Origin of the sequence: Mesorhizobium newzealandense (assembly GCF_042682145.1) — a bacterium.
Classification (GTDB): Bacteria; Pseudomonadota; Alphaproteobacteria; order Rhizobiales; family Rhizobiaceae; genus Mesorhizobium; species Mesorhizobium newzealandense.
This window is the reverse complement of sequence record NZ_JBHUGZ010000016.1, coordinates 121,538-143,692: the sequence shown is the minus strand read 5'-3', so window position 1 is coordinate 143,692 and position 22,155 is coordinate 121,538. Positions and strand designations below refer to the sequence as shown.

Genomic DNA, 22,155 nt, shown 5'->3' with positions numbered 1-22,155 from the left:
GGAGACGTCTCATGAATCTCTCATCCGTTGCTCCGCCGCCCGCCGGCGAGAAGACTGCCACGATTTTCGTTGCACTGGAATTGAGCAAGTCGACCTGGCTTGTGGCGCTGCACTCGCCGGCGGTCGACAAGATCAGCCTGCATCGCCTGCAAGGAGGTGACACCGAAGGGCTTATGGCTCTCATTGAACACCGGCGCGAACAGGCGCAGGCCGCCTTGACGCGTCCGGTTCGGGTAATGTCGTGCTACGAGGCCGGCTACGACGGTTTCTGGCTGCATCGTTTCCTGTGCGACCGCGGCATCGACAATCAGGTTCTGGACGCGGCCAGCATCCTGGTCGACCGCCGGTCACGCCGCGCCAAGACGGACCGCCTCGATGCGGCGGCGCTGCTGCGCACGCTGATGGCGCTGGAACGTGGCGAGCCGAGGGTCTGCCGGGTTGTGCGGGTGCCGAGCCTCGAGCAGGAGAACGATCGCCGTCGCAGCCGGGAACGGGCTCGGCTCGTCAACGAACGCGGCCAGCATTCCAGCCGCGTCAAGGGGCTTTTGATGACCCAGGGCATCCGCGACTTCAAGCCAGCCAGACGGGACTGGCGTGAGCAGCTCGAGACGCTGCGCACGGCTGACGGGCGGGATCTGCCGTCCTGCCTGAAGAACGAGATCAAGCGCGAGTGCCACCGCTTGTGGCAAGTGATTGAGATGATCATGGAGGTCGAGGCTGAGCAGCGTCAGGCCGCCGAGATCACAGCTCCCGGGATCATCCAACTGAGTCATCTGCGTGGCATTGGCCTGACGATCGCAAGCGTAATGACAAACGAGGTGTTCTTCCGCGACTTCCAGAATCGGCGTGAGGTCGCCGGTTATCTCGGTCTTGCATCCAGCCCTTGGAGCAGCGGCGCGGTCAGCCGCGATCAAGGCATCCAGAGATCGGGCAATCCGCGAGCGCGTCGAACCGCCATTGAACTTGCCCGGCTGTGGCAGCGCCATCAGCCCGATAGCGGTCTCGCGCGCTGGTTTCATGAGCGCGTCGGCGCCGGCAAAGGACGCATCCGCCGCACCATGATCGTCGCCTTGGCGCGCAAGCTGATAATCGCCTTGTGGCGGTATCTGACCCAGGGCCTGCTGCCGGAGGGCGCCATGACCAAGGCCTGACGAAAGAGTTCGACGCGAGGGGCGGCCAACGTCACTTGCGACGAAGCGGGATGGATGTGGACCGGCGCCCCCCAGGGCTGTTAACGCCGTCAAAAAGATGGGTCCCATCCTGCCCGGCCTCGCCAAACTTGCCCGTGCATGCGGGATATGGGTGCAGGCTCCACCAGAGCCGACCGGATATGAGGTGATGTGGACTTGTTCCGCAATTCGCCGCGAGGCCGATCCCGACAGCGTCCGAAGGTGATTAAGCCGCCGCCGCTACTATTGACACAACGAGCCTCATATGAGGGGGGCTCATGATCAGGCGTTGGGGCGTTCCCGAGGCGGTCTGACAACCAAGATCCACATGATCTGCGACAGCTGGGGCCGACCGCTGCGCTTCATGCTCACCGCCGGCCAGCGGCACGACAATCTTACCCCCAAGGCTCTGCTCAATGGCTTCCAGGCCGAGGCTGTGCTGGCTGACAGGGCCTACGACAACAATGATTTACGCCAGACCATTGCCGATATGAATGCCCAAGCGGTCATCCCTTCGACCCGCTCTCGCAAGGTCGCAATCCCTCACGATCAGGTAATCTACAGGCAACGCAACCGCATCGAGCGCTGCTTCAACAAACTCAAGCACTTCCGCCGCTTCGCAACTCGTTATGATCGACGCGCAGAATACTTTCTCGCCTTCGTTCACATCGCCGCAATCTGCTTGTGGCTACGTTGAATGTGGATTCGTCCTAAGTCTATGTCCGTTTGCAGCGCTCGAATGGCGGCTGGACAGTTTCGACCAACTGCCGGGATCTGAGGGGACCCGCCAGGAGGTCAGACGCCGCCGGCGGCCCGCCGCTCAGCGTCGTGAAAGCAAATGATGTGTAGTTGGCTCTCCGATGCCTGATCCATTCAAGGGGGCGCTATTGCCAGACCATACTCGGCATCACCGGGGTCGAAGTTTGGCAGCTTGTCGACCGAGGCAGAGCCAAGCAGGCGTATGGTCACCGATTCAGCGGTAGCGCGAACTTTTGATGCCGCGATAGCCTGCCACCAAAGTGCGGCAACACCGGCAACGTGAGGGCAAGCCATGCTGGTGCCGCTCATTGTTGCCAAGCCCCCCTTGAGGCCTGCAGACACTATGTTCTCGCCAGGAGCACAGATTTTCGCGCGGCCGTTTGAAAAATCTGCAATCTCGAAACCATCTTGAGCTTTCCGAACTGCAGCGACCGAGACCATGCCCTCAGCAGCCGAGGGAAGCGACGCCGAAATCCGAAAACGTGCATCCTCACCGCGTCGGCTTTCATTTCCAGCCGCCGCAACCACCATTGGGCCCCGCCCAAACGCCTGCCCCGCTTCGATAAGACGCATCATGGAATCGTATACCCGAAGGTTGTCCTTGAAATGCTCGAGGGCAATCGAGATTGCCAGGTCGGTTGGATACTGATCCTTTTCTAAGTCGTGAATCATACCGGGGAAGTCGAAGCCGAGCGACATCGAGATGATGTTGGCGCCCTCTCGGGCCGCCCATTGCATCGCTTTGAAAATCGCGAACGAGTCGCCTTCGCCATCGGCGAAGACTTTGCCTATCAGCGCCTTACGGATATTCCTGGCGATGCCGATGCGCCGCCCGTCTAAATCCTTGCCGAATATCGTACCGGCGCAGTGGGTACCGTGGCCATTGCTGTCACCGTTTCCCGAGCCCGAAAAGTCTTCCTCGACGATGTTGACACTGTCGAGAAAAGACGGGTGCGTCTTGTCGATTCCTGTGTCAAGCACCGCCACCACAACCCCCGACCCGTCCAGCTTGATGCGGTCCGCGCCCACCGCTGATATGCCCCATTGCGTCGCCGGCGCCGCATCGGCCGGAAGACCCAATTTTGAAACCGGAGCGATCAGACGCGTCGGCATGACCAGTCCAAGGTCCGCCACGTTCGGGTCTTGTCGAGTGTCGAGAACTTCGCGCTCGTTGAGCTCGGCGGTGTGAAGTTTGAACTTCTCGCCGGCCTGCTGCCCGGCTGCCTTGGGCGATGCGCCCAGCGAGCGCAGCTGGTCGTTGACTTCGATGATGGCGTATCTGCGCAACATGTTTGGCCCTCTGCGGCGGTCTTGTGCAACCACAATTGACTACTGCAGCACCAGCCGCCGTGTGGGGTCTCCATAGAAGACGTAGGAAGACCAGGTTTGCACGGCCTCTGGGCCAAACTCTCGAGCTTCAAGGCGAGCCAAACGCAGCGCTTCTGCGAAAGGCGTGCCCTGGAGTGGATTGCGGCGTATGAGTTGCCACCAAAGACTGTAGGAGGCCGGGAAAAGTCTAGCGTAGAACTCGCCGGCAAGTAAAGCTGCAATTTCGTCCTGAATAGGCCACTGGGCACCAATAAAATAGACGGCATTATTTAGGAAAGCGGAGGCGAAACCATAAATCTCGAGGCCTCGCTCCCAGCTGTCTTCCCGCGAACTGCCACATCCGTTTATGAAGGCAAGTAACAGATTGTGCGGTGCCGATTGCAACGCAGCCGCTATCTCCGCAGCCAGAATGTGTCCGCCACTGATGGGAAGATAGCTGTTGCCTGCTGCACCGGAACTGAACTCGGCGTGTCCCGCATAGTGGAAGATATTGGCAGCACAAATGGCATCGAGCACCTGCTGCTTGGTGGCGTCCGGACGCACGAAATCGACTTCCGCCCCCCATTTGCGTGCGGCGGCAGCCACGGATTTTGCCTCCGCTTCAGCCTGGGGCAGAGAAGGAGTGGATGGATCCAGATGAGGAGCGAAAATTGCGACCCTTAGCCTGGACGATCGTAGCGGTTCCGATTCTACCAGCACATCGCCCGAAACCGACCGGCCGATCGCGTACCGCAGCATTACCTGTGATGCGCCACCGTCATTGGCGAGTTCAATTGGCAACCACAAGAGCGATTTCGAAAGATCGACACTGATTGCTCCACTATCGAACTGGCTCGTCATAAAGCGGACGTTTTCGGGGAGTGCTTCCTCGCCAAGCACACTCGCGGCGCGCTTCATCGCCGTGTCGAACCTTTCTCGATGGGGCCGCACCTTGCCTTCGGCTACGCGCACCAGGTAGGGTAGGATTTCCTTGGGCGAAGCATCAAGCTGTGGCGCCGGTACATCGACGACCAGTCGGATCAGCGTCAGGGCTGACGGTGCTTCAAGTTCGTAACGAACGACATCGGGACCGAGGTTCTTTACTTCGATTGCAAAACGCGGGTCGTCCTTCTCGGTCGACCATCTGAGGCGACCGATCCGCAGCAAGACGAAGCCCGTCGGGCCGCGCCGCGTCAGCAGAAGACCCAGGAACATGATTGCCGCAACTACGACCGCGCCCAGCTTGTAGGGGTTCTGATAGAAAGGGAGCTTGACCGAGAATTTGGATTCCAGCGTGGGTCCAATGTTCAAGAACCCGTCGGTGACCTCGGCAGTTACCCGGTATGTTGTGAGATCTGCGAGATTGGAAAGATCCAGCCTGCTGGTCGGTCCGGTGACACCACGCTCGGCATTGGCGATCGAGGGGCTGTAGGTGATCGCCGTCGATTTGGAAGCCGGGAGTCCAACCAGGCCTGGCACGGATAGCTTGTAAGTCACCGCGTTTGTATCGATGGTGTCCGTTGATGGCGATCGTTGGATTTCAGCCTGTGGTGCCGCCTTTGGCAGTTCGATCAGGCTTAGCCGCAGGCCCGAGCCCACCCAGAAGCTTCGATCGTCCGACACAACCACTCCATCGAGCCCGGCGGCAAGTCTCGGATCGATGTCCCTCAGGCTTTTCCAGTGCCCGGAGATCGGGTCTCCATTCCAGACGAACAATCCCTCGTCGGCGCCAGCCAGCAAGCCAAAGGACGGATGTGACGCAAACTGACGAATAATATAGGGCTGATCCTGAACCGTGCTCAGTCCGCTCCCGGCCTCGCGATAAGCCTCGCCACTGCGCTTCAGAAACGCGGTGCCGCCCCAGCCACCGGAGGCAACGGCGTCCACACCGTCTACCGACGTTGTATTGGCAATGGCGCCGAACAGATGTTTGACACCGAAAGGTGTGGGCTCGAATGGTCCGAGTTCAGTTTGTGTTTTGCCAGCCACCGATATGCTGCGGATGCCAACTGCAAGCAGCGATCCAGCGGTGTCAAACGTCACGGCGGCTACGCTTCGCCCGCCAAAATCGTCCATGACCTCGGCAGATTGCTGCCAGGAGCCATCCTTGAAACATAGCGCCACGGTCGAGTCCAAAAGGCCAGTGCATGGCATGCCCTCGGCAGATATTGCCAGCGACGAGGGGACCGCTTGACTGTTGGATGGCATGGAGGGAAATTCCGCCATGCGCTTTGGCATCGATCCGTCTACCTTGAAGAGCCCCGCGGCGCTCAGCACCCATATCTCGTTTGCGGTCCCATCAGCGACAAGCGCCCCACGATAATAAGGGGAAGAAGGCGTTTCGGTCGGCGCGGGTAGGGCAATCTGAGTCGCTTCCAGCTTCCTGTTCACGTGCCAGACCTCACCGTTCGCAAGGCCAGCAACGACGCCACCATTCAAATCGCCAGCCATTGAAGAGATGCGCGCGCCATTGCCGGAGAACCTATGTTCTCGCGCAAGGTCGAAGTATCGCCAAAGACCGTCTGAAGCGCCAAGCCAGACGTTCGACATGCCGTCCTCTTCGATGGAGCTTGCCGCGATCGCCCCGCTCTGCCCAGGAAGCCACCGCCTCCAATCTTGAGTATCGTGGCGGTAGAGGCCATCGGTGGAGAGCCAGGCCGTGCCATCCTGTTGAATCTTGATGGCCGTGCAGTTTCCGTCGGCCAGCGTAGTGACGGCTACCCCTGAGGCGAGTGGCACCGCCAGACAGTTCGTGTCCGTGCCGACATAGACCACGCCAGGTGCGAAGGAAACGTTTCGTACAAAACTTTGGGACCCAATCTCCAGGTCGAGATGGCGAACAGGCTTGCCTGTGGTTTTATCTATCACCGAGACCGAGCCATACTGGCCGCGACCAGTTCGCTGCCGGCCATCCCGAGGTAGGAAGCGGACGTTTGGACGTCAATGACGCGATCGGGGATGGCCGCGCGCAATGCCTTCAATGCGTCGTGCTGTGTGCTTGCTATTGAGCTGGAGGCAACATAGATTGTCCCGTCCTGGGAGCTGGCGAACGCCCATTCTGCTCTTGGGCACGGGTTGGAACGGCGGGGGCAGGCACCATAAATTGCCCTGATCGCATTCCCTCTCCATTGCCACAGGCTGTCATTGATTGTTCCAACAAGCACCGTGCCCGCCGCAGCTTCGACAAGTGAATTGACGAATATTGGCTGCTCGGCATCAACCGATTCAAATTCCGGCACCTGCATATCGGCTCCGTTGTAGGAGGCGACACCGCTCGGCGTTCCAAGGAATATGCGGTCTTTGTCTTTGGACAGGAGAATATGCGTGACGTTCCGGTCAGGGAGGGGGACGGGGATAAACTGCCAGTTTCCCGTCAGATCGGCGACAGGAATGGTCGAAGGCAATCGCTCGGGAAATCCGCGCTGACCCAAGCTCTGGCTCATTGTCAGGAATGTGAACAGACTTGCCAAGGCAAAACACCGGGCTATCTGGTCCCACTGCTGCCAGGTTGCATCGCCTGGCCGGCGCCTGAAGGATCGGCAATGGAAAACGACATTCAGGGTAATCGGCCATGTCGCGTTATCCGCCGCAAGACTGCGCCCGGTAGGAGCGCAAATCTTCGATTGCAACAAGACTAATGAATGTTGCCCAAAGTCGCGAGAGATGGAAGCACGATAATCACGGTCGGGCCGCAACGGCCGCGTTCACTTTGAACGGCGACCGCGACCAAGCCGCAGGCGCGTTGCGTTCGTTGGCAGGAGTCTCGCCCTTAGGCGAGCAATTACAGCTTAACGGCGTCTGCCAAGGAACTGGAGCTGGACGGTGTGTTCTACGTCGCATGCTTCAGCGACCCGGTCCATGATGGACCGTTCTGCCTTGCTGGGAGCACGCACATCAATCGCGTACGTGCGGTCGCCGCCGACGAACTCAATTCCCGGCAGGTCTTCAATTAGCTCGAAGATATCAATCGACTTGCCGCGGAAGCTGCGCTTCACGGAGATCGTCAGTTCAATGTTTTTCACGCATTGGTCTCCAGAAATCTCAATCGAATCATACCATCTTCGTCTGGTTCGGGATACCCTGGAGGCGGGGTATGCCGCTTCCGCTAAGACGAGGCGACAGACCCATCGGGTCGCACATTTTGCGGAAGGTGGCCCTGGCGTATTTCGATCTCTCGAACGTGCGGTTCAAGTGGCTGTAGGCTGGATCCTTTGCGAGCACGGCAGCCAGCGCGCCAACAGCCATAGGGCAGGCAAACGACGAGCCGTAGAGATCGAACGGCCCCTTGCCGTTCACGTCCACGATGATACCGCTCCCTGGCGCGACAGCCGTGACACCAGATCTTGGCGAAAAATTGCAGACGTAGAGGTCGTCTTTTGTAAACAGGGGGAGATGTTCGTGCACTTCCAAGGCGGCGACAGAGTCAGATGGAGCGAACCCGTTCAAACCTACTGCGCCAATTGCAACGGTTAGTGGGTCAGAGGCAGGATATTTCAACCCGGCGCCTTCGTTTCCGGCAGCCACCATGACCAGAGTTCCAGCGTCGAAGGCATCGCTGATGGCCTGCTTGAGAGGCTTCGACCGGACTTCACCGTCGCCGATACTCAGATTGATAAGGTCGACCTGATGGTGCTTGACCAGCAAATTGATCGCCGATGCCACGGTTCCCGCCCGAGGAATTCCATCAACGGTCTCACCATTGACGTGGATGATCTCGGCTCCTCTTACGATCCCGGCGTAGCCCGTTTCATCGGACGGATGTCCGGCGAGTACAGAACAAACCTTTGGTAATTACCCACCCTTTCGATGCGGCACGGTGCGTCGTCACTCGTCGTCGATGTCCGGGTACTGCGGGGGAGCCTTGCCGATCTTGCTGACGATCCTCGGGTAATTGGCATCGGGCTGCGCCTGCCCTGTTCCAATAAGTTCAACGCGGAAGCGCCACTCGTCACCGTAGTCGTACAAGAAGGTCATTGCCGAGCCCACCTTCTGGAAGGCTGTGCTGACGCGCGTGCCCTTCACGCTGCGAGAGCCGCTCCCCTCTATGTCGGCGAAGAGTTCGAACCGCAGGGGCGAGTCGAACAGCTTTCCCGTCAGCTTTGAATAGAAGCCGTAGGCGTGGTCCAAGTCGAAGCCAAATGCCGCTACGATGGCTTCGGCCAGATCCGCCAGCGTGCTCGAACTCGACACCTCGATGTCCCGACAAAGCCGGGCCCGAAGAGAGGCTCGGAAGATCAAGGTCGCGGGCTCAGTCATCGCAGATTTCAGGCGCTGACGGTTTGAAGGATGATTTTGAAGGAGTTCGTGCCTGGCGCGAGACGAGCCGTGTCGACGACGGTTCGAATGTCGGCTTCGCCCTGGGCGGCCCACATGGCGCGATAGCCGTTGGTGATCTTCCGTTGAACGACGGCGGGTCTCAGCGCCCGTTCGCAGGCGTTGTTCGTCGCGTCGACCATTCCTGGCCATTGGGCAAAGGTCAAAAGTTGATCACGAGCTCGCCTGAACTTGTTTTGGATGTCGCGGGCCAGATCGCACGACGTTGTGGTGGCGAAGATATCGTCCAGACTTCGCTCCAGGGCGCGACGCTTGCCGGCGATGGTCGAGGCGGCGAAGGTTTCAATACCGTCGGCTAGGGCGAAGGCCCTTTGCAGCCAACGTTTGAGCCGTGAGGGCAGCATGTCCTCACTTGCCTCGTCCGCATAGGCGACGTCGCGGGCGAGATGCGCCAGGCAGGTCTGATGCGCATTTGCGTGACCTTGTTGTGCGGCATAGCGATCGGAACACCAGACGTCGGGACGATGGCCGTCCATCAGGGTCCGGACCACGACAGCGCCGCGCGTTGGCGCCGCTTGATGAACAACCGCTTCGGCGCAGCGAAACACCCAGTGGTAGGCGTTGCTTCCTTCGATCCGCACGCCGGTCTCATCGGAGGCGATGACCTTGGCCCGGCGCAACGCCGCGACGGCCTTGTCGCACTCGGCCGCGAACGCGCCCTGCGCACGGCGCAACATGTTCATCAGTCCGCCCTGGCTAATGTTGAGACCGAAAAGGTTCGCGAACGCGCCCTGCAGCCGCTCGTAGGACAGGGCCTGGAAAGTCTTGAGATAGGTCGCTACGGCGTGCACGCGTGGCCCGAACGGCGTCCCCTTCGCCGCATCTGGCACAGCCGCGACGACCAGCGTGCCGCAGGACGGGCATCGGACTGCCAGACGCCGATGGCGCTCAATCAAAGGCCTGATCGCGGGAAGCTCAATCTTGTCGTGCTCGCTGACGGTTTCGGCAGCAAGATCGCTCGACAGGCTGGCGCGGCAGCAAAGACATTGGTCGGGATGATGATCGATGATGCGATCGGCATCCTCACTCATGGCGCGGCTGTGACCTTTATGACCCGCCTTAGCGCCGCCAGGCTTTGCCCTGTCCCGACGCGCCTTGCGATCGCTCGAAGGTGGCTTGGACGACGTGCGCGATGTCTTCTCTGGCCGCTGTATCCGCAGCACCAGATCGATCAACTCTTCCTTCGTCAGACGCTGCAAATCAGTGCGATCCATATCCCCATAGATTCAGGGATTCTTGCCCCTGACAAGGGCGTGAGTAATTACTACCTTTGCTCCGTGCGCCAGCGGATCTGCAGGCCCGACTGACGTTGGCCAGTCATGTTCGACGCAGGTCACACGACCGGCAAGGCCTACTGGTTGAAAGGCGCTATCGACGACCCCAATTCGAATTCCTTTTCCGAGATGCTCATCGACCGGCAGCTTCATCACGTCGTGCCACCAGCCAACAGGTCCGTCCGGCAAAGCCGGACATGTGACCCTGATTTTGGCCGGTCCGAGAAACATCCGGGCGACTGCCCAGTGCCATGGTTCCTCAGGCGTTATGTATACGCCGGCCGGCCACTCGTCCGCATCGAGGCGCAAGATCACAGAGCCATCAGACTCACTCAGAAACTCTGATTTGCCGCGGGGCGACATAAGCGTCAAATGCCACCGAAGCGACTTCCCACTCGTTCCATAAACACGGATTTTTATTTCTGACATAGTCCTGCCTGCTGCAATTTCGATGCTCCCTAGAATGGGTGGGCGCCATATGAGCAAGGATCGCTCGACAACGAAACATAAATCACCATCCCAGTGCGAATAATTGAAAGTGCGCGCTCAATGTATTGGGCGTTGTCTGAAAGGCCAGGCGAGAACTTCGACCGGCCAGAAAAATTGCGCAGTCGATCTGGTTGCGCCTGGCGGGTTTTCGGATTTCAGCCTTGCGCCGGTGGTTCAGAGATCATGGGCAACGGATACGTCGGCGGCGAAGATAAACCAGGCCTGTATTCTCACGCTGATTTGTCCGTCGATAAACAAACAAATGCCATCTCGCACCGGCTTCGCAAGTCACCTGGCGCAGCATCCTCGCGGAATTCGCCGCCTTCAGACACGCCACAACAATTCGAATCGCGCCTTCCGCAATCTGAACGCAGATCTGAAAAAAATCGCGACCAAGACGAGCGTGAGCGATAGATGATACTTGTTGATAGGCGTGAAGCGCGGAACGCTGCTCCGGTCGATCAATTACGAGGCCCTGTTGCAAAACCGCCAACGACCTTGACGCTAAGCCGCCGTTCGTCGATTTTGAGTTCGGTGGTCGTGTTACGCAATGGCTTAAGGGTACTAACTTCTGCGAATTCTTCGACTGTCTTGGTCAATTTGCCTGCCAAGTAGAGAATTGAATCGACGGGTTTGATCCCGCCAGTCAATTCGGCCTCGAAACGGCGCAAGAATGTGCGAAGCCGCCCTCCAAACTCCCAGAAATCACGGCCTTGAATAGCTGGCTCTCCGTGATACTCGTAGGGGCTTGCGCCTGCGAAATTCGCGTCGATCAGGAGCATTCGGACCGGTATGCCACTCGCGCGAGCGACAGCAAGGATTGCTGAGGCCAGTTCCTTCAGCCGCTGTCGGCTGTTGCGCTTGCCGCCGAAGAGAACGTGTTTTTCGTCGTCCGTGGACTCAAGGTTGCTGGGGACAACAGTGACCTTGCCGTTCTCACGGCGGGCATCACGCATTACGCCACTGATTTTGACATTGATAGCATCCATCATGCGGTTAACTCTGGCCCGGTACTCGAGCAATTCCTGACCTGCGAGGCCGGTACGGCTGCCTTTCGCATCGATTACATCGAACCATAGAGCGTAATCAAATGTGGTGCTCGTAAGTATGCGTGCGTACCGACGAACGTCTTCATCGACCTCTGCGGCAAGATTGCGTGCCGCCTCTTCGTTGCGTTCGATCAACCTCAATCCGTAGGCGTAGCCGAGCGCTGGATCGGGCATCAGTGACCGCGCGCTGGCCAGGTCCTTCAGGCGGAAGAAAGCTTCATGTTGTTTCGGGGGAAGCAGGCTTTGAATTTCTTCAAGATAACCTACGACTTTGACGCAGATTTCAGCGTAACGCCGGGGCAGCATGCGATGTCTCGTTACGAGAGCGGAGGCAATGGCAAGTTCCATGCTGAAGATCCCCACCGCTATCATTAGAAACTCTCGTGCAAGCTTTCCGAGCTGCTGCTCGAATGCATCGCGTTGACGCGACTGCTCGGCGCCGACGATCGGTTTCCATATCCCATCCCAGCTTCTCGCGACGAAGTCACCCATTGCGTCGCTGGTGCGCAAGGAGGAGGAGCACCGTTCGACGATTTCAACGGGTTCGTTCTTCAGGTAGCCACACAGTTTAAATCGTGCCGAGTTGAAAGCCGCGTAGCCCCCACTATGAACCATGTCGGCAATAGCTTTCTCGCAGGCCCGGTCGCTTCCCAGGTTGAGTCGCTTGAACTGTTCACGGCAGCCGACAAACCATTGATCGAAGATGCGGTATTCCGCAAACACCGCGCCTGCGGCATCACGCGGCTGAGGGCACGTCACAAGGAGGGTCAAATCTCTCTGAGACAATGTTGCTCCGTCATTACGGGCGGCGTTCAACTTGCCCAGCAGCCAGCCAAGTTGATTGGCTTCTTCAACAGCCACGGTGGATATCAAGCCGGCAACCGGCTCACTGCCGAGCACGTAGTTAGCGCCTAGCCGGGATAGGACTCCGACACTCACCAAGTGACGCGAAAGCCAGCTTTCCTGGTGGTCTGCGAACACTGTGGGCTCGTCAGCAAGTGTGATAACTGCGCCATGACGATGGAACGCTATCCGCGCCACGCGCTCAGAGCCATTGGTGCCAAAATGAGGTGTCAGAAACTTGCGCGATATCCCTACCCGCATGAGAGCCACAAGCAGCTTTTCCATTGTGAGACGCGGCACATCGTTCCGCCCCGATCCTTCCAGGAAGCCCTTGGCTACCTGATAAGCAAGCGCATGTTCCTGTTCGGCAAACAGCGCGTCCTCGCCGTGACGATAAGCTCGAAAAAGGACGCCATGGCGCTCTGCTATGATCGGCACGGCAATACCGATGTCGATGAGGGCGTCGAGCATCAGGCTCATCTGCATGGATCGAACCTTGCGAAGAGGCATTTTGGCGCGGCGAGCCAGAAAATCGCTCAGAGTTGACCACGTAATTCCCATCTTCAACCGATCGCGGCGCGGCATTTCAGACGGCTTGGCTTCGTCAAGGCGCTTTCCGAGCTTGCGTACCTCTTCGCGAGCTGGGATTTCGTACTGCGCATGAAGCTCGACAAAGACACGAATAAGGTCAGAGAAAAGATTGCGCGGTTCATCTAGCAATCCGTGTTTTGCGCGCCGGTTCGCGAAGAGTTCGTTCAAGTCGAACTTCTCAACGTCTTTGACCTCCTCGGGTAGTTCCGCGGGGATGGTCGCAGCCCCTGCGATCCTCGGGGTGTTTGTGCCTCTGGCGATGCTGGCTGCTGCGCCGTGCAGCGCGTCAATCTCGGGCTGCAGCCAAGGCCCAAACAAACGCGACGCCTCATCCATGTCGAATTGAATTGGACGGTCACGTCCGAGCGCTGAAGTAAGGCTGTCAACAAACTGTTCGCCCACAATCAAGCCTAGGAAGTATTGCAGGAAGCGAAGCTGCGAACGAGGTGTTGCCAGCCGCTGCTGAAGGGTGTCTCGGTGAGACTGTTCCAGGGTATCCAGTTCCTGGAGAACCGCATCGAAAAGCTGTTTGATACGGTCTTGCGTCAACGGCCGGAGTGTGACGATCGGGATCACCCTGGCGGAATGTCGGGTGTCGGAAGTGAAGACGAAGCTGCGTACCTTGGCAATTTCGACAATGCGCCACAGCTTGCCGATCGTCGCCGAGAGCTGCTCATGGTTGGTCACGGTTGGCAGGTGCGAGTAATAATATACCGCAGCATCCTCTTGCAGCTCGGTAGTGAGGGCGTAGCTGTCCCACCCAGACATCGAATACATTGTGCTCAGTTCAGAGCGGGCCAGCCGCAACCGCTCTGATACAGGAAAGTCGGTAAGATAGGGGACGCCCGCCAGTCCCAGTGCCTCGACCTCGGCGGCGCAGAAATTGAGCATCGCCTTTTGGTCCAGACTGACGAAATGGCGATCAACATCGCAAATGTCCTTGCACCAATTGTCGTGATCGACGGCAAAGACGATTTTGACGATCGAGTCCACCCCAGCGAAGCGAAGCTTACTCTCGGCGTCGGCCAATGTTGTTCCGAGAATAAGCGTGTCGTCTACGAGGGCGCAACGCTTGCCAGCAAGAACCGTGAGCGATTGGTCAAGCACGTGGTCCGTGATCACAGTCGCCTGCGGCCTGCGGCAGCCGACTGCAATCAAAAGGTCGTGCAGTCGAATGGCTTTGCGAGCCATGAAAATAATGTAGTCCACATCGAGCGTCGCAATATATTCGGCGAATTCCAACAGCGGTGGCACCAGCGTGGCCGGGAGCATATCCAGCAACTGTTCGCGCGAGCGACGCGCGCTCTTTGATCGTGCACCTTGTGGCATCCTGCCCCCATACCCCTTTTTGTGTCCCGGCAAGACGTTCATCTGCCGGATCCCTGACACATTACCTCTGTGCCCCGTCACAGAATGACCAAACAACACCGGCCGAATGGTATTTGCTTCATTTGCAGCGTTTTCAGACAACGCAACGCGCTGTTGGTCCCCGTAACCTCATTCAGCATATTCTGCCCGGCACTGTCGATGCAATTTGGATATTGGAAGCCCCATATAATTTATCCTCAGCAAAGTTGGCGAACTTGCAACAGAATCGTCGGCCCTCGATTGTGTTTTGCTATTCAATCGCTAGATTTGTGCGGGGAAAGTCGGGGGAGAGTATGCATACCAGGCAAGAAATCGCCGTGCGATGGGATCGCGCTGCGATTAGCATAGTAGATCACGTTCAATGAGCGCGCTCGCAATCTTGCGCGAATTGCTTTCTGGTGCGCCGGTTCTCACGGCTTCGGACAACGACGGGCTGCCTACAGACGAGTTGCGTTTCGCATTGGAATATCGCGCTCGGCCCGACCCTTCCAAAGAGCGGGCAAAGTTGGCCTTGCTGCTGGGCAGTGAGTCCTTTCTCCTTGTGCCTTTCGCCGGCCTTGACGACTTTCTAATCCTCCGGTTTCCGACGATTGAACGCACGTTGCCGGCCCGAGAGCTGTTCGCGATTGGCTACGAGCTTTGCGATGCAATGGATCTTACCAGCGCTGAGCCCGATTTGGGCACACGCTTCTTTGGCGACCCAAGCCCCGTTGCGCCGATGCATGAGGCGGAAGCAGCCCATGTCATCGGCCCGATGTGTTGGGTATCGACCCCAGCGCCGCCCAACCGTGGCTGGGCACTTGAAGCTGCCAGAATAACCGAGGCCTGGCCGACTAGCCGAGGCGAGGGGATCCTTATCGGACAGCCTGATACCGGGGTTGCGGACCACCATGAGCTTGAAAATGGCATGCTCCGTTTGGAGCTTTCCTGGAACGCAATTGATGGCAGCAACAATCCAACTGATCCCTTGCGTAAAGATGCCGCTAATCCCGGGCACGGCACGGGCACCGCCAGTGTGGCCGCCAGCCGACATGGTGGATTGATTACTGGCGCGGCACCGGAAGCGGGGCTTGTCCCCATCAGATGCCTCGACGATGTCAAGGTATTCAACACAACGCCGGTGACCGCGGCAATCCTTCACGCCAAGGCAGTCGGGTGCGACATTGTTACAATGAGTCTCGGCGGTGTGCCCGGTCGAGCCTTGCACCGAGCCATACAGGTCGCGATTGAACATGATTTGATAGTGGTCGCTGCTGCCGGCAACTGTGTCGGCACGGTCGTATGGCCAGCGCGCTATGCGGAAGTGATTTGCGTCGCCGGTACAAACATTGGTAGTCGGCCTTGGAAGGGCAGCAGTCGCGGATCAAGCGTTGACATTGCAGCTCCGGCCGAGTTGGTCTGGCGAGCCGAGAGGGCACATAGTTCGGATGATCTGTCGGGAATAGCGCCTGGGCAGGGCACGTCATTTGCGACTGCACTGGTAGCCGGCGTAGCGGCGTTGTGGCTTGCGGCAAAGGGCCGTGAAAGAGTCCGCGAGGCAGCACGTCAGCGCGGCACGACTGTCCAGGCGATGTTCAGGGCGGCCATCAAACGCACAGCGCGGGTTCCTTCTCAATGGGATGAACAGGCCTATGGCCCTGGCATCATTGATGCTGCCGCTTTGCTTGACCTCGCCCTGGACGAAATCCCTGCAGCTCGCGTCGAAGCGGCGGTGGGGCGCGAACCTATGGCGGATTTCCTCGACGAAGAAATATCGCCGGGTCCGGCCGACCGTGAATTCGATTGGCCCCGCTACCAGATGGAAATCGCCACCATCAGTCTTTCCCAGGCAGAACTTGGCGGTGCGCCGACCGATCTCGCGGTAGAAGCAAAATGGTCGACCACGCGGCCATCTGCTGCGCTGAGCTCAGCCGCCAAAGCTTCAAAAGACTCTCGGCTTCACCGTTTCGCGGAGGCCGATGGTGCAAGTATTGGCAGGCCCGTTATGCTGCCCACCAAGCTTCCGCCACTGCCGCGGCCCAAACTCCTTGCGCGGTCAGGCGTCAGGCCCGAAGGTTCGGCAAGGACCTTGGGGAGCTCTGATGCACAGTCGCGCCAAAACAGCATCGATGAGCTCGAAAGGCTCATTCGTGCCAGCGGAACAAGTTCGACCGTCGACCGAGATATTCTGGAAGGTGCCAATGAGGCATTTGAGAAGTCTGCCAAGGGCACTCCATTGTCTGGTACGGCACGGATTGGGCTTGAGGCGTTGGTCCGGCTTCGCGATCGACCCTCTCTGCGCGTGCGAGACGGCCGAATAGATATTGAGGATCGGCGCACCGAGGGTTGGTACGAACGGCTTTTTATGATGCTATCGACCAACGTAATCCAATCACACCTTGCGAGCATAGGTCGGATCGACTGCGATTTCGCCCATGTAGGCACCGGGTTCGTGGTTGGAGACGGGCTAATACTGACCAACCGCCACGTGTTGCAGGCCTTCGCAGCACCGGTCCCGCGCAGAAATGAGCCAAGCCGCTGGGTGATGACAAGCGACAATGTCACCATCGACTTTGCGGACCAGCCATCGTCGCGCACCGCCGACACGCGGTTTCGCATCACCGGGGTGCTTGGCGCCGGACCCAATGATATCGACTATACGGCGATTGATCTTGGACACCTCGATGCGGCGCTATTGATCGCAGAGACAGACAATGGAAAACGGAACCTCCCTCCGCGCCTGCCGATTGATGCTGACGAGACAAGCGTTGACCCGGGCCGTACGCTTTTGGTGGTGGGTTATCCGGCTCAACCAGCATCGCTTCCCACCCGAACGGATGGCAATATCGACACTGAAGTCACGGCGCGGCTCAACACTTTATTTGGGGCCGACTACGGGACCAAATATGCAGCGCCCGGCGACGTAATTGCGGCTTTGGGCGGCCGTTCTGCCGACGGAGCCCACCTTGTCTTCTGCCACGACGCAACCACGCTTGTCGGCAATTCGGGTTCGGCGCTCATCGGTGCGATCGCACCCCAGGACATTGTTGGACTGCATTTCGGCGGCCAGTGGATGCGAGAAAACTATGCTCACAGCCTCGCTGCCTTACGCGGGAAGACCGGGTTTCTTGATCAAGGCGGCATTGACTGGAGCAACAAGCCGTGAGTGGGCCGGACGACGCAGATCTTGTCAACATGGCAGCGAAAATCACGTTGCCACGCGCAGAGCTCGAGTTGCTCTTTGACGAGTTGAGCTCGAAGCATGGAGGCCGCACCTTTAAAATCTCTGCCCTGTTTTCACCGGCTGAGTCACCTTATCTTGGAGCCTTCAAGTCGGCGCGTGACGGCGGGTGGTTCGAGGAACTTCTTGAGCGTCTGTTGCTTTCAGACGCTTTCCGGGGCGATGAGGCGACTGCGCCAGCCGACGAGTGGCAAGTCCGACTGCAGGGGATGGTGCAACCCGCCCTCGGCGCCGAGCCCGTCGGAGCATCCACTACTGGCTTCATGAATGCTGCCAGGCGCGTATGCCTGGTCGAGGTTTTGACCAATCCGAAGGCCGGTGGCACGGGCTTTCTTGTCGGGCCGCAAGCCGTTCTTACAGCGCGCCACGTCATCGAGAACCTGGTCGATGGAAACGGCCAAAGGACGAATGGCAGTGCTGATTTGATCCGTGTGGTGTTCGGTGCCGTCGGCCGCTACTACAATCGCCGGTCAGAATGCGGCGTTACGACCGACTGGCTCATAGAGGCCAGCCAATGTCACGACAGCGAGAAGCTCGGCAATGTCTTTTCCGCGATCGCTGAGGCGGATCCCGAGAGCTTTCGAGATCGTCTCGACTTCGCTATCTTGCGGCTCGACAGGCCGGTCGGGCGTGAGCGCGGGTTCTACCGCCTCGACAAGAAGCGCGTGCCTTGCGTTCAGGCGACCGGTGCCGAGATCACGCTGTTCCAGCATCCATATGGTGGAGAGATGTACAGGACTCATGGCCAGGGAATTGAGCTTTGGCCGAAGTCCGTAGAAACGCGACTTCGCCACAACGCCAATGCAACCGATGGATCCTCGGGTGGACTCATTCTGGACAAGACCTTTGAGCCGGTCGCGATGCATCAGTGCACGTTTCGAGACAAAAACGGCGTAGCCACGATCAACGGGGCAATCCCGACGGCGTGCATTGCCGCACGTATGGGGGCAGAAGCAATCGAACAGGTGATCGGTCTTGACCCGATATGGCAGATCGAGGCCACTGGTGAGCCGGTGGTCGGCCGACAAGGTTTCCAGGAAAGCGTGATGAGGGCCCTGTCTGGCCAGGCCAGGATCATCGCTGTACGAGGTGGTCCTGACTGCGGAAAATCCTTCAGCGCGTCGATTCTGCGTGCCATGCTCGCCGACGGCGGCAACTTGGTCATCACGATGAGTGCCTCGACCATCCCGCTTGACGCAAAGTCCTTCGCTCGACAGCTGCTTGAGTTGACCCATTGCCCGCCCTCAGCGCTGCCTGCCGAGGAACCGGACACCGCGCGGGAGGCATGGGAAAGAGATCTTCTCTTGCCCGCACTGATGAAGCAACTTTCCAACTACGTCGGTAACCGGCTGCTATGGCTCGTCATTGATGATCTGGACACCAATCCCATTGCGGCTGGCTCGACTACGAGCCTGCTCGAGCGCCTGTACAGCGATATTCTGGCCTACCCATATCTGAGGCTTGTCCTTATCGGCATGCGCGGGCAGATTCCAGCTGCGAAGCCCCTGCAGACCGTGTATGATGATGTGAACGTGGTTACGGAGAGCGAAGTTGAAGACTATCTCAACCGCAAGGATATCGCCGCCGGCTGCGCGAGAAGTCCGGAAACGGTTCACGAACTCGCCGAGTCCATCGTAGCGCTTGCAAGGACAAACCTCCGCCCTATCACCGATAGCTATAGCCGCGGCATTGATTACAATCGGAAACAAGCCGGGAGTGGCCGGATGAACCATTCGCTTCCGCAATTCAGTTCGAATCCAGCCAAGGCGCTGTGGACACAAGTGCGTGAACGTGCCGCCATGGTCGGCGCTTTTGACCCGCTGAAGCTTGTTGGCAAGCCAGACGGGATGGAGCTGGAAGTGTTGACAGCGCTCGGCAATGAGTGCGTGGAAGTGCTAACGTCCAGTTTACCTCACTGGCAGCTTAATCCAGACAGCCGCCGGCGAATTCTGGCGGCCCTGATGAGAAGCGGTCGTCTGGAGGCGATGGCCAGAGCGGCAGATCCAAAAGATGATTTTGGACGCTATCTGGTTGATGCTGTCCTGGGGGAGTTGCGCATACCTAACGCTGCGAGTCTCACGGAACTTGACGTCATCCATCGCGCTGCCCAGTTTGCTGCAACCGTAAATGGTGGCCAGGACGCAATTGCGGCGATTGATAGGGCGGTTGCAAGACGAGAAACGAAAGAGGCCATCGAATGGCTTCTGCCGCACGGCCTCATTGGACGCGACCATCAACTCCGTAAATTGCGTTCATTCATTGAGCGCCCGATTGAAGCGGCGTTGCCCTTCATCTTTGTCAGTGGAACCGGCGGCGTTGGCAAGTCGGCGCTAATGGCCGAGTTCATCCGGCGCACCGAACGGGACTATGGCGACGGGCTTCCCATTATTCGGTTCGATTTTGATCGCGCCGTGTTGGCCGAGGCAAACCCAACTACGCTTATGCGCGAGTTCTCAAGACAACTGGCGCTCGCTGTGCCTTCGATAAGCGCGCCGCTAAACAGTTTCTGCGCGCAGCTTGATCAGCGGTTCGACTTTGCCCTCGATACCGAAAGCATCGATTTTACAAGCCATTCCGCTCGCGAAAGTACCAATTGGTCTTTGTGGCGCGGTCTTGGGCTGGCCGACGAACTTGCAAATCAGCCCGTTGTGCTGGTGATTGACACCATCGAGGAGATACTCGTGCATCACGACGGCCGCGGAACGGCCGTCGTCGATTGGCTTAGGTCCTTGATGACGGATGGCGGTGCGGTGCACCTGCGTGCCATATTGTGCGGAAGGTCGGAAGATCAATTTGAAGAGTTAGCTGAGACGTTCAGCGCCGAGCATATCCGGCTTGGCGATCTTGGACCGGTATCGGCATTGCGTCTGCTTAAGGCCTATCTTTCCGATGCTACCTTTACCCTGAGTGAAAGTGAGGGTCGGGAACTGGTATCCTATTATGGCGCCAATCCGATGACCTTGAAAATCCTTGCGCGCTACCTCCTTGTGGAGGGAAAAGGCGGGGCCAAAGCTCTATTGGGTAAGAAAGGGCAAAGACGCTTCACAGCACAGGTGGCCCAACAATATCTTTACACACGTATTCTCGGTCGCATCCGCACCGAGGATGGCGACCTTGTCAGAGTTGCTCATCCCGGGCTTGTCCTTCGTCGCGTGACGCCAAGCCTTTTGCGCCACGTTCTTGCCGAGCCGTGTGGGTTGGGTCCTATTGACGACAGACGCGCCTTGCAGTTGTTCGACGCGCTCGCACTACAAATCTGGCTTGTTGAACCGACGGCCGATGCTTCTGCTGTGCGTCACAGGCGGGACCTCCGAAGGCTCATCTTCGCCTCCATGAACGAAACCGAAAGAGAGAAGACGCAGCGCATCCACCGTTCGGCATCCCAGTATTATGCCAAACATCTAGATGCGCACCTAACACCTGTCGAGCAGGACCGCGAAGCACTGTATCATAGACTATTTGTAGATCCTAAATTGAAGCTTACGGACTCGGCTTTGCTGGAATTTGCATCTGCCTTAGGGAAAGACAGCGCGGACCTTCCGATTGCTTTTCGCGCCCGATTGCGGCAGCTCGACGGCCGTGCGCTTCGAAGGGATGAGCTCGCCGCACTGGACGGCAAGGTACGGCTGCAGATCGAGGAGAGGCGGGATCGTGATCGATTGAAACGGCTCGGCGCGACATCATCCGGGCTATCTGCATCGCCGCCGGCTTCGCAACGAAGTCAGAGTATTGAGGTCGAAAGTGCATATGCGGAGGGGGATCTCGCTGCGGTGGTTTCGATACGCGGTTCGGTTTTCGACGCGTTCGTCGAAGATATACTGTTCGGTGACCGGACTGCTGGACACATGCCTGCCGACCTGACTGATCTGCCAATCTGGCGAGTTGCGATGAGTATACTTGGACAGCCCGAAAAACGGAGCTTCGCGCGCCTGGTTGTCAGCCGCTTCGAGGAGATCGATCGTCGTGTCGAATGGGATCGTCCGCTTAATCCCAATCGCAAGCAATCAATCAGTGTCGGCCGGGCAGTAAAAGCGCTTGTTCGCCTTCTTGGCGGCAATCCGCTTTTCCTTGCAACTGAAGACCGGGGGGGCTTTCCGGATGTTGAGCATCTCGAAACCACTGAGGCACTGAGGGCGCGGCAGCTGCTGCGCGACGATGAACCCACACGGCGCTCACTTCGCATCCCGCTAATTCTGATGCGGTATATGTCAGATGGTTTCTTGGATATCGGCTCCGCTCCGTCTAACCCCGATATCTTCCGACTGGATCCAATCGCGCGAGATGCGATTTCTTCCATTTACAAGGGCAGCCATTCGCTGCGTCCCTCTTTGATCGACATCGCGCGGCCTGAAGGCCGCCAGGCCGCCCTTCAGGTCACTGCCAAGAGTTTCGTCGATGCCTCTTCAGCGGTTCACTTGCGCGGCGTTAGCCCGGAACTTTATCCGCCGATCCAGGCATTGCTTCAGCCAGAACACGTTCTGGAGTTTGTCGCGGTTATGGAGGAATCCCTTTCTGTTTGGCCCAGGGAGCTGACGCGGGTTCAACTTTCAGCGTCTCTGAGGCAGAATCCTCGCCGTTGGACTGCCACCGTTTTAGATATGGCAGATCGCTTCGGGAAACTCTCTAATCTGGTCGATAGGATGGTACGGGTTCCGCGCCCAGGAGGCGCTGAACTTAGTGTTGCCGCGATGGTGAGGCGTTACACCCGCCGGCTACTTCCCTCAAAGTGAGGAATAGGAAGGGCACATAAC

The 22,155-nt window shown here is 58.5% G+C and carries 11 protein-coding genes and 1 pseudogene; 4 read left to right on the top strand and 8 right to left on the bottom strand.

Translation table 11 applies throughout. The features are described from left to right. The first annotated feature begins 11 nt into the window (after positions 1–11). Together ACFSOZ_RS23580 and ACFSOZ_RS23575 are read left to right on the top strand one after the other, a co-directional pair. Positions 12–1,151, top strand: coding sequence for an IS110 family RNA-guided transposase (locus ACFSOZ_RS23580; RefSeq protein ID WP_379101849.1), 1,140 nt, complete (start codon positions 12–14; stop codon positions 1,149–1,151). 283 nt (positions 1,152–1,434) lie between these two features. Further along, positions 1,435–1,866, top strand: coding sequence for an IS5 family transposase (locus ACFSOZ_RS23575; protein WP_379101848.1), 432 nt, complete (start codon positions 1,435–1,437; stop codon positions 1,864–1,866). A 176-nt stretch (positions 1,867–2,042) separates the two neighbouring features. Here the strand turns inward: ACFSOZ_RS23575 and ACFSOZ_RS23570 are convergent, their stop codons facing one another. From ACFSOZ_RS23570 to ACFSOZ_RS23535, 8 genes and pseudogenes are all read right to left on the bottom strand, one after another. Continuing rightward, a complete protein-coding gene (locus tag ACFSOZ_RS23570) occupies positions 2,043–3,218 on the bottom strand; it encodes a S8 family peptidase (RefSeq protein WP_379101846.1) in 1,176 nt (391 codons plus the stop codon). 39 nt (positions 3,219–3,257) lie between these two features. Next, a complete protein-coding gene (locus tag ACFSOZ_RS23565) occupies positions 3,258–6,104 on the bottom strand; it encodes a CHAT domain-containing protein (RefSeq protein ID WP_379101845.1) in 2,847 nt (948 codons plus the stop codon). After that, entirely contained in the window at positions 6,101–6,706 is a 606-nt protein-coding gene (locus tag ACFSOZ_RS23560) for a hypothetical protein (protein ID WP_379101843.1), read from the bottom strand. The genes ACFSOZ_RS23565 and ACFSOZ_RS23560 overlap by 4 nt, the downstream gene beginning before the upstream one ends. Before the next feature lie 318 nt (positions 6,707–7,024). Next, positions 7,025–7,258 carry a hypothetical protein gene (locus ACFSOZ_RS23555; protein WP_379101841.1) on the bottom strand — a complete coding sequence of 78 codons (234 nt, stop codon included), beginning with the start codon at positions 7,256–7,258 and terminating at the stop codon, positions 7,025–7,027. 28 nt (positions 7,259–7,286) lie between these two features. Beyond that, positions 7,287–8,006 (bottom strand): annotated as a pseudogene (locus ACFSOZ_RS23550) (S8 family serine peptidase); the annotation flags it as partial. A 54-nt stretch (positions 8,007–8,060) separates the two neighbouring features. After that, on the bottom strand, positions 8,061–8,492 hold the full coding sequence (locus tag ACFSOZ_RS23545) for an IS1096 element passenger TnpR family protein (RefSeq protein ID WP_095090355.1): 432 nt from the start codon (positions 8,490–8,492) through the stop codon (positions 8,061–8,063). A gap of 8 nt (positions 8,493–8,500) precedes the next feature. Then, positions 8,501–9,784, bottom strand: coding sequence for an IS66 family transposase (tnpC, locus tag ACFSOZ_RS23540; protein ID WP_379101839.1), 1,284 nt, complete (start codon positions 9,782–9,784; stop codon positions 8,501–8,503). A 1,010-nt stretch (positions 9,785–10,794) separates the two neighbouring features. Then, positions 10,795–14,187, bottom strand: a complete 3,393-nt coding sequence (locus ACFSOZ_RS23535) for a hypothetical protein (protein ID WP_379101837.1) — start codon at positions 14,185–14,187, stop codon at positions 10,795–10,797. 358 nt (positions 14,188–14,545) lie between these two features. Between ACFSOZ_RS23535 and ACFSOZ_RS23530 the strand changes: the two genes are divergently transcribed. Beyond that, positions 14,546–17,329 (top strand): S8 family serine peptidase, encoded by a 2,784-nt coding sequence (locus ACFSOZ_RS23530; protein ID WP_379101835.1) that lies wholly within the window; start codon positions 14,546–14,548, stop codon positions 17,327–17,329. After that, the gene (locus ACFSOZ_RS23525) at positions 17,326–22,134 is read left to right on the top strand and encodes an AAA family ATPase (protein WP_379101833.1); all 4,809 of its coding nucleotides are present in this window, start codon (positions 17,326–17,328) and stop codon (positions 22,132–22,134) included. The genes ACFSOZ_RS23530 and ACFSOZ_RS23525 overlap by 4 nt, the downstream gene beginning before the upstream one ends. Positions 22,135–22,155: the final 21 nt, after the last annotated feature.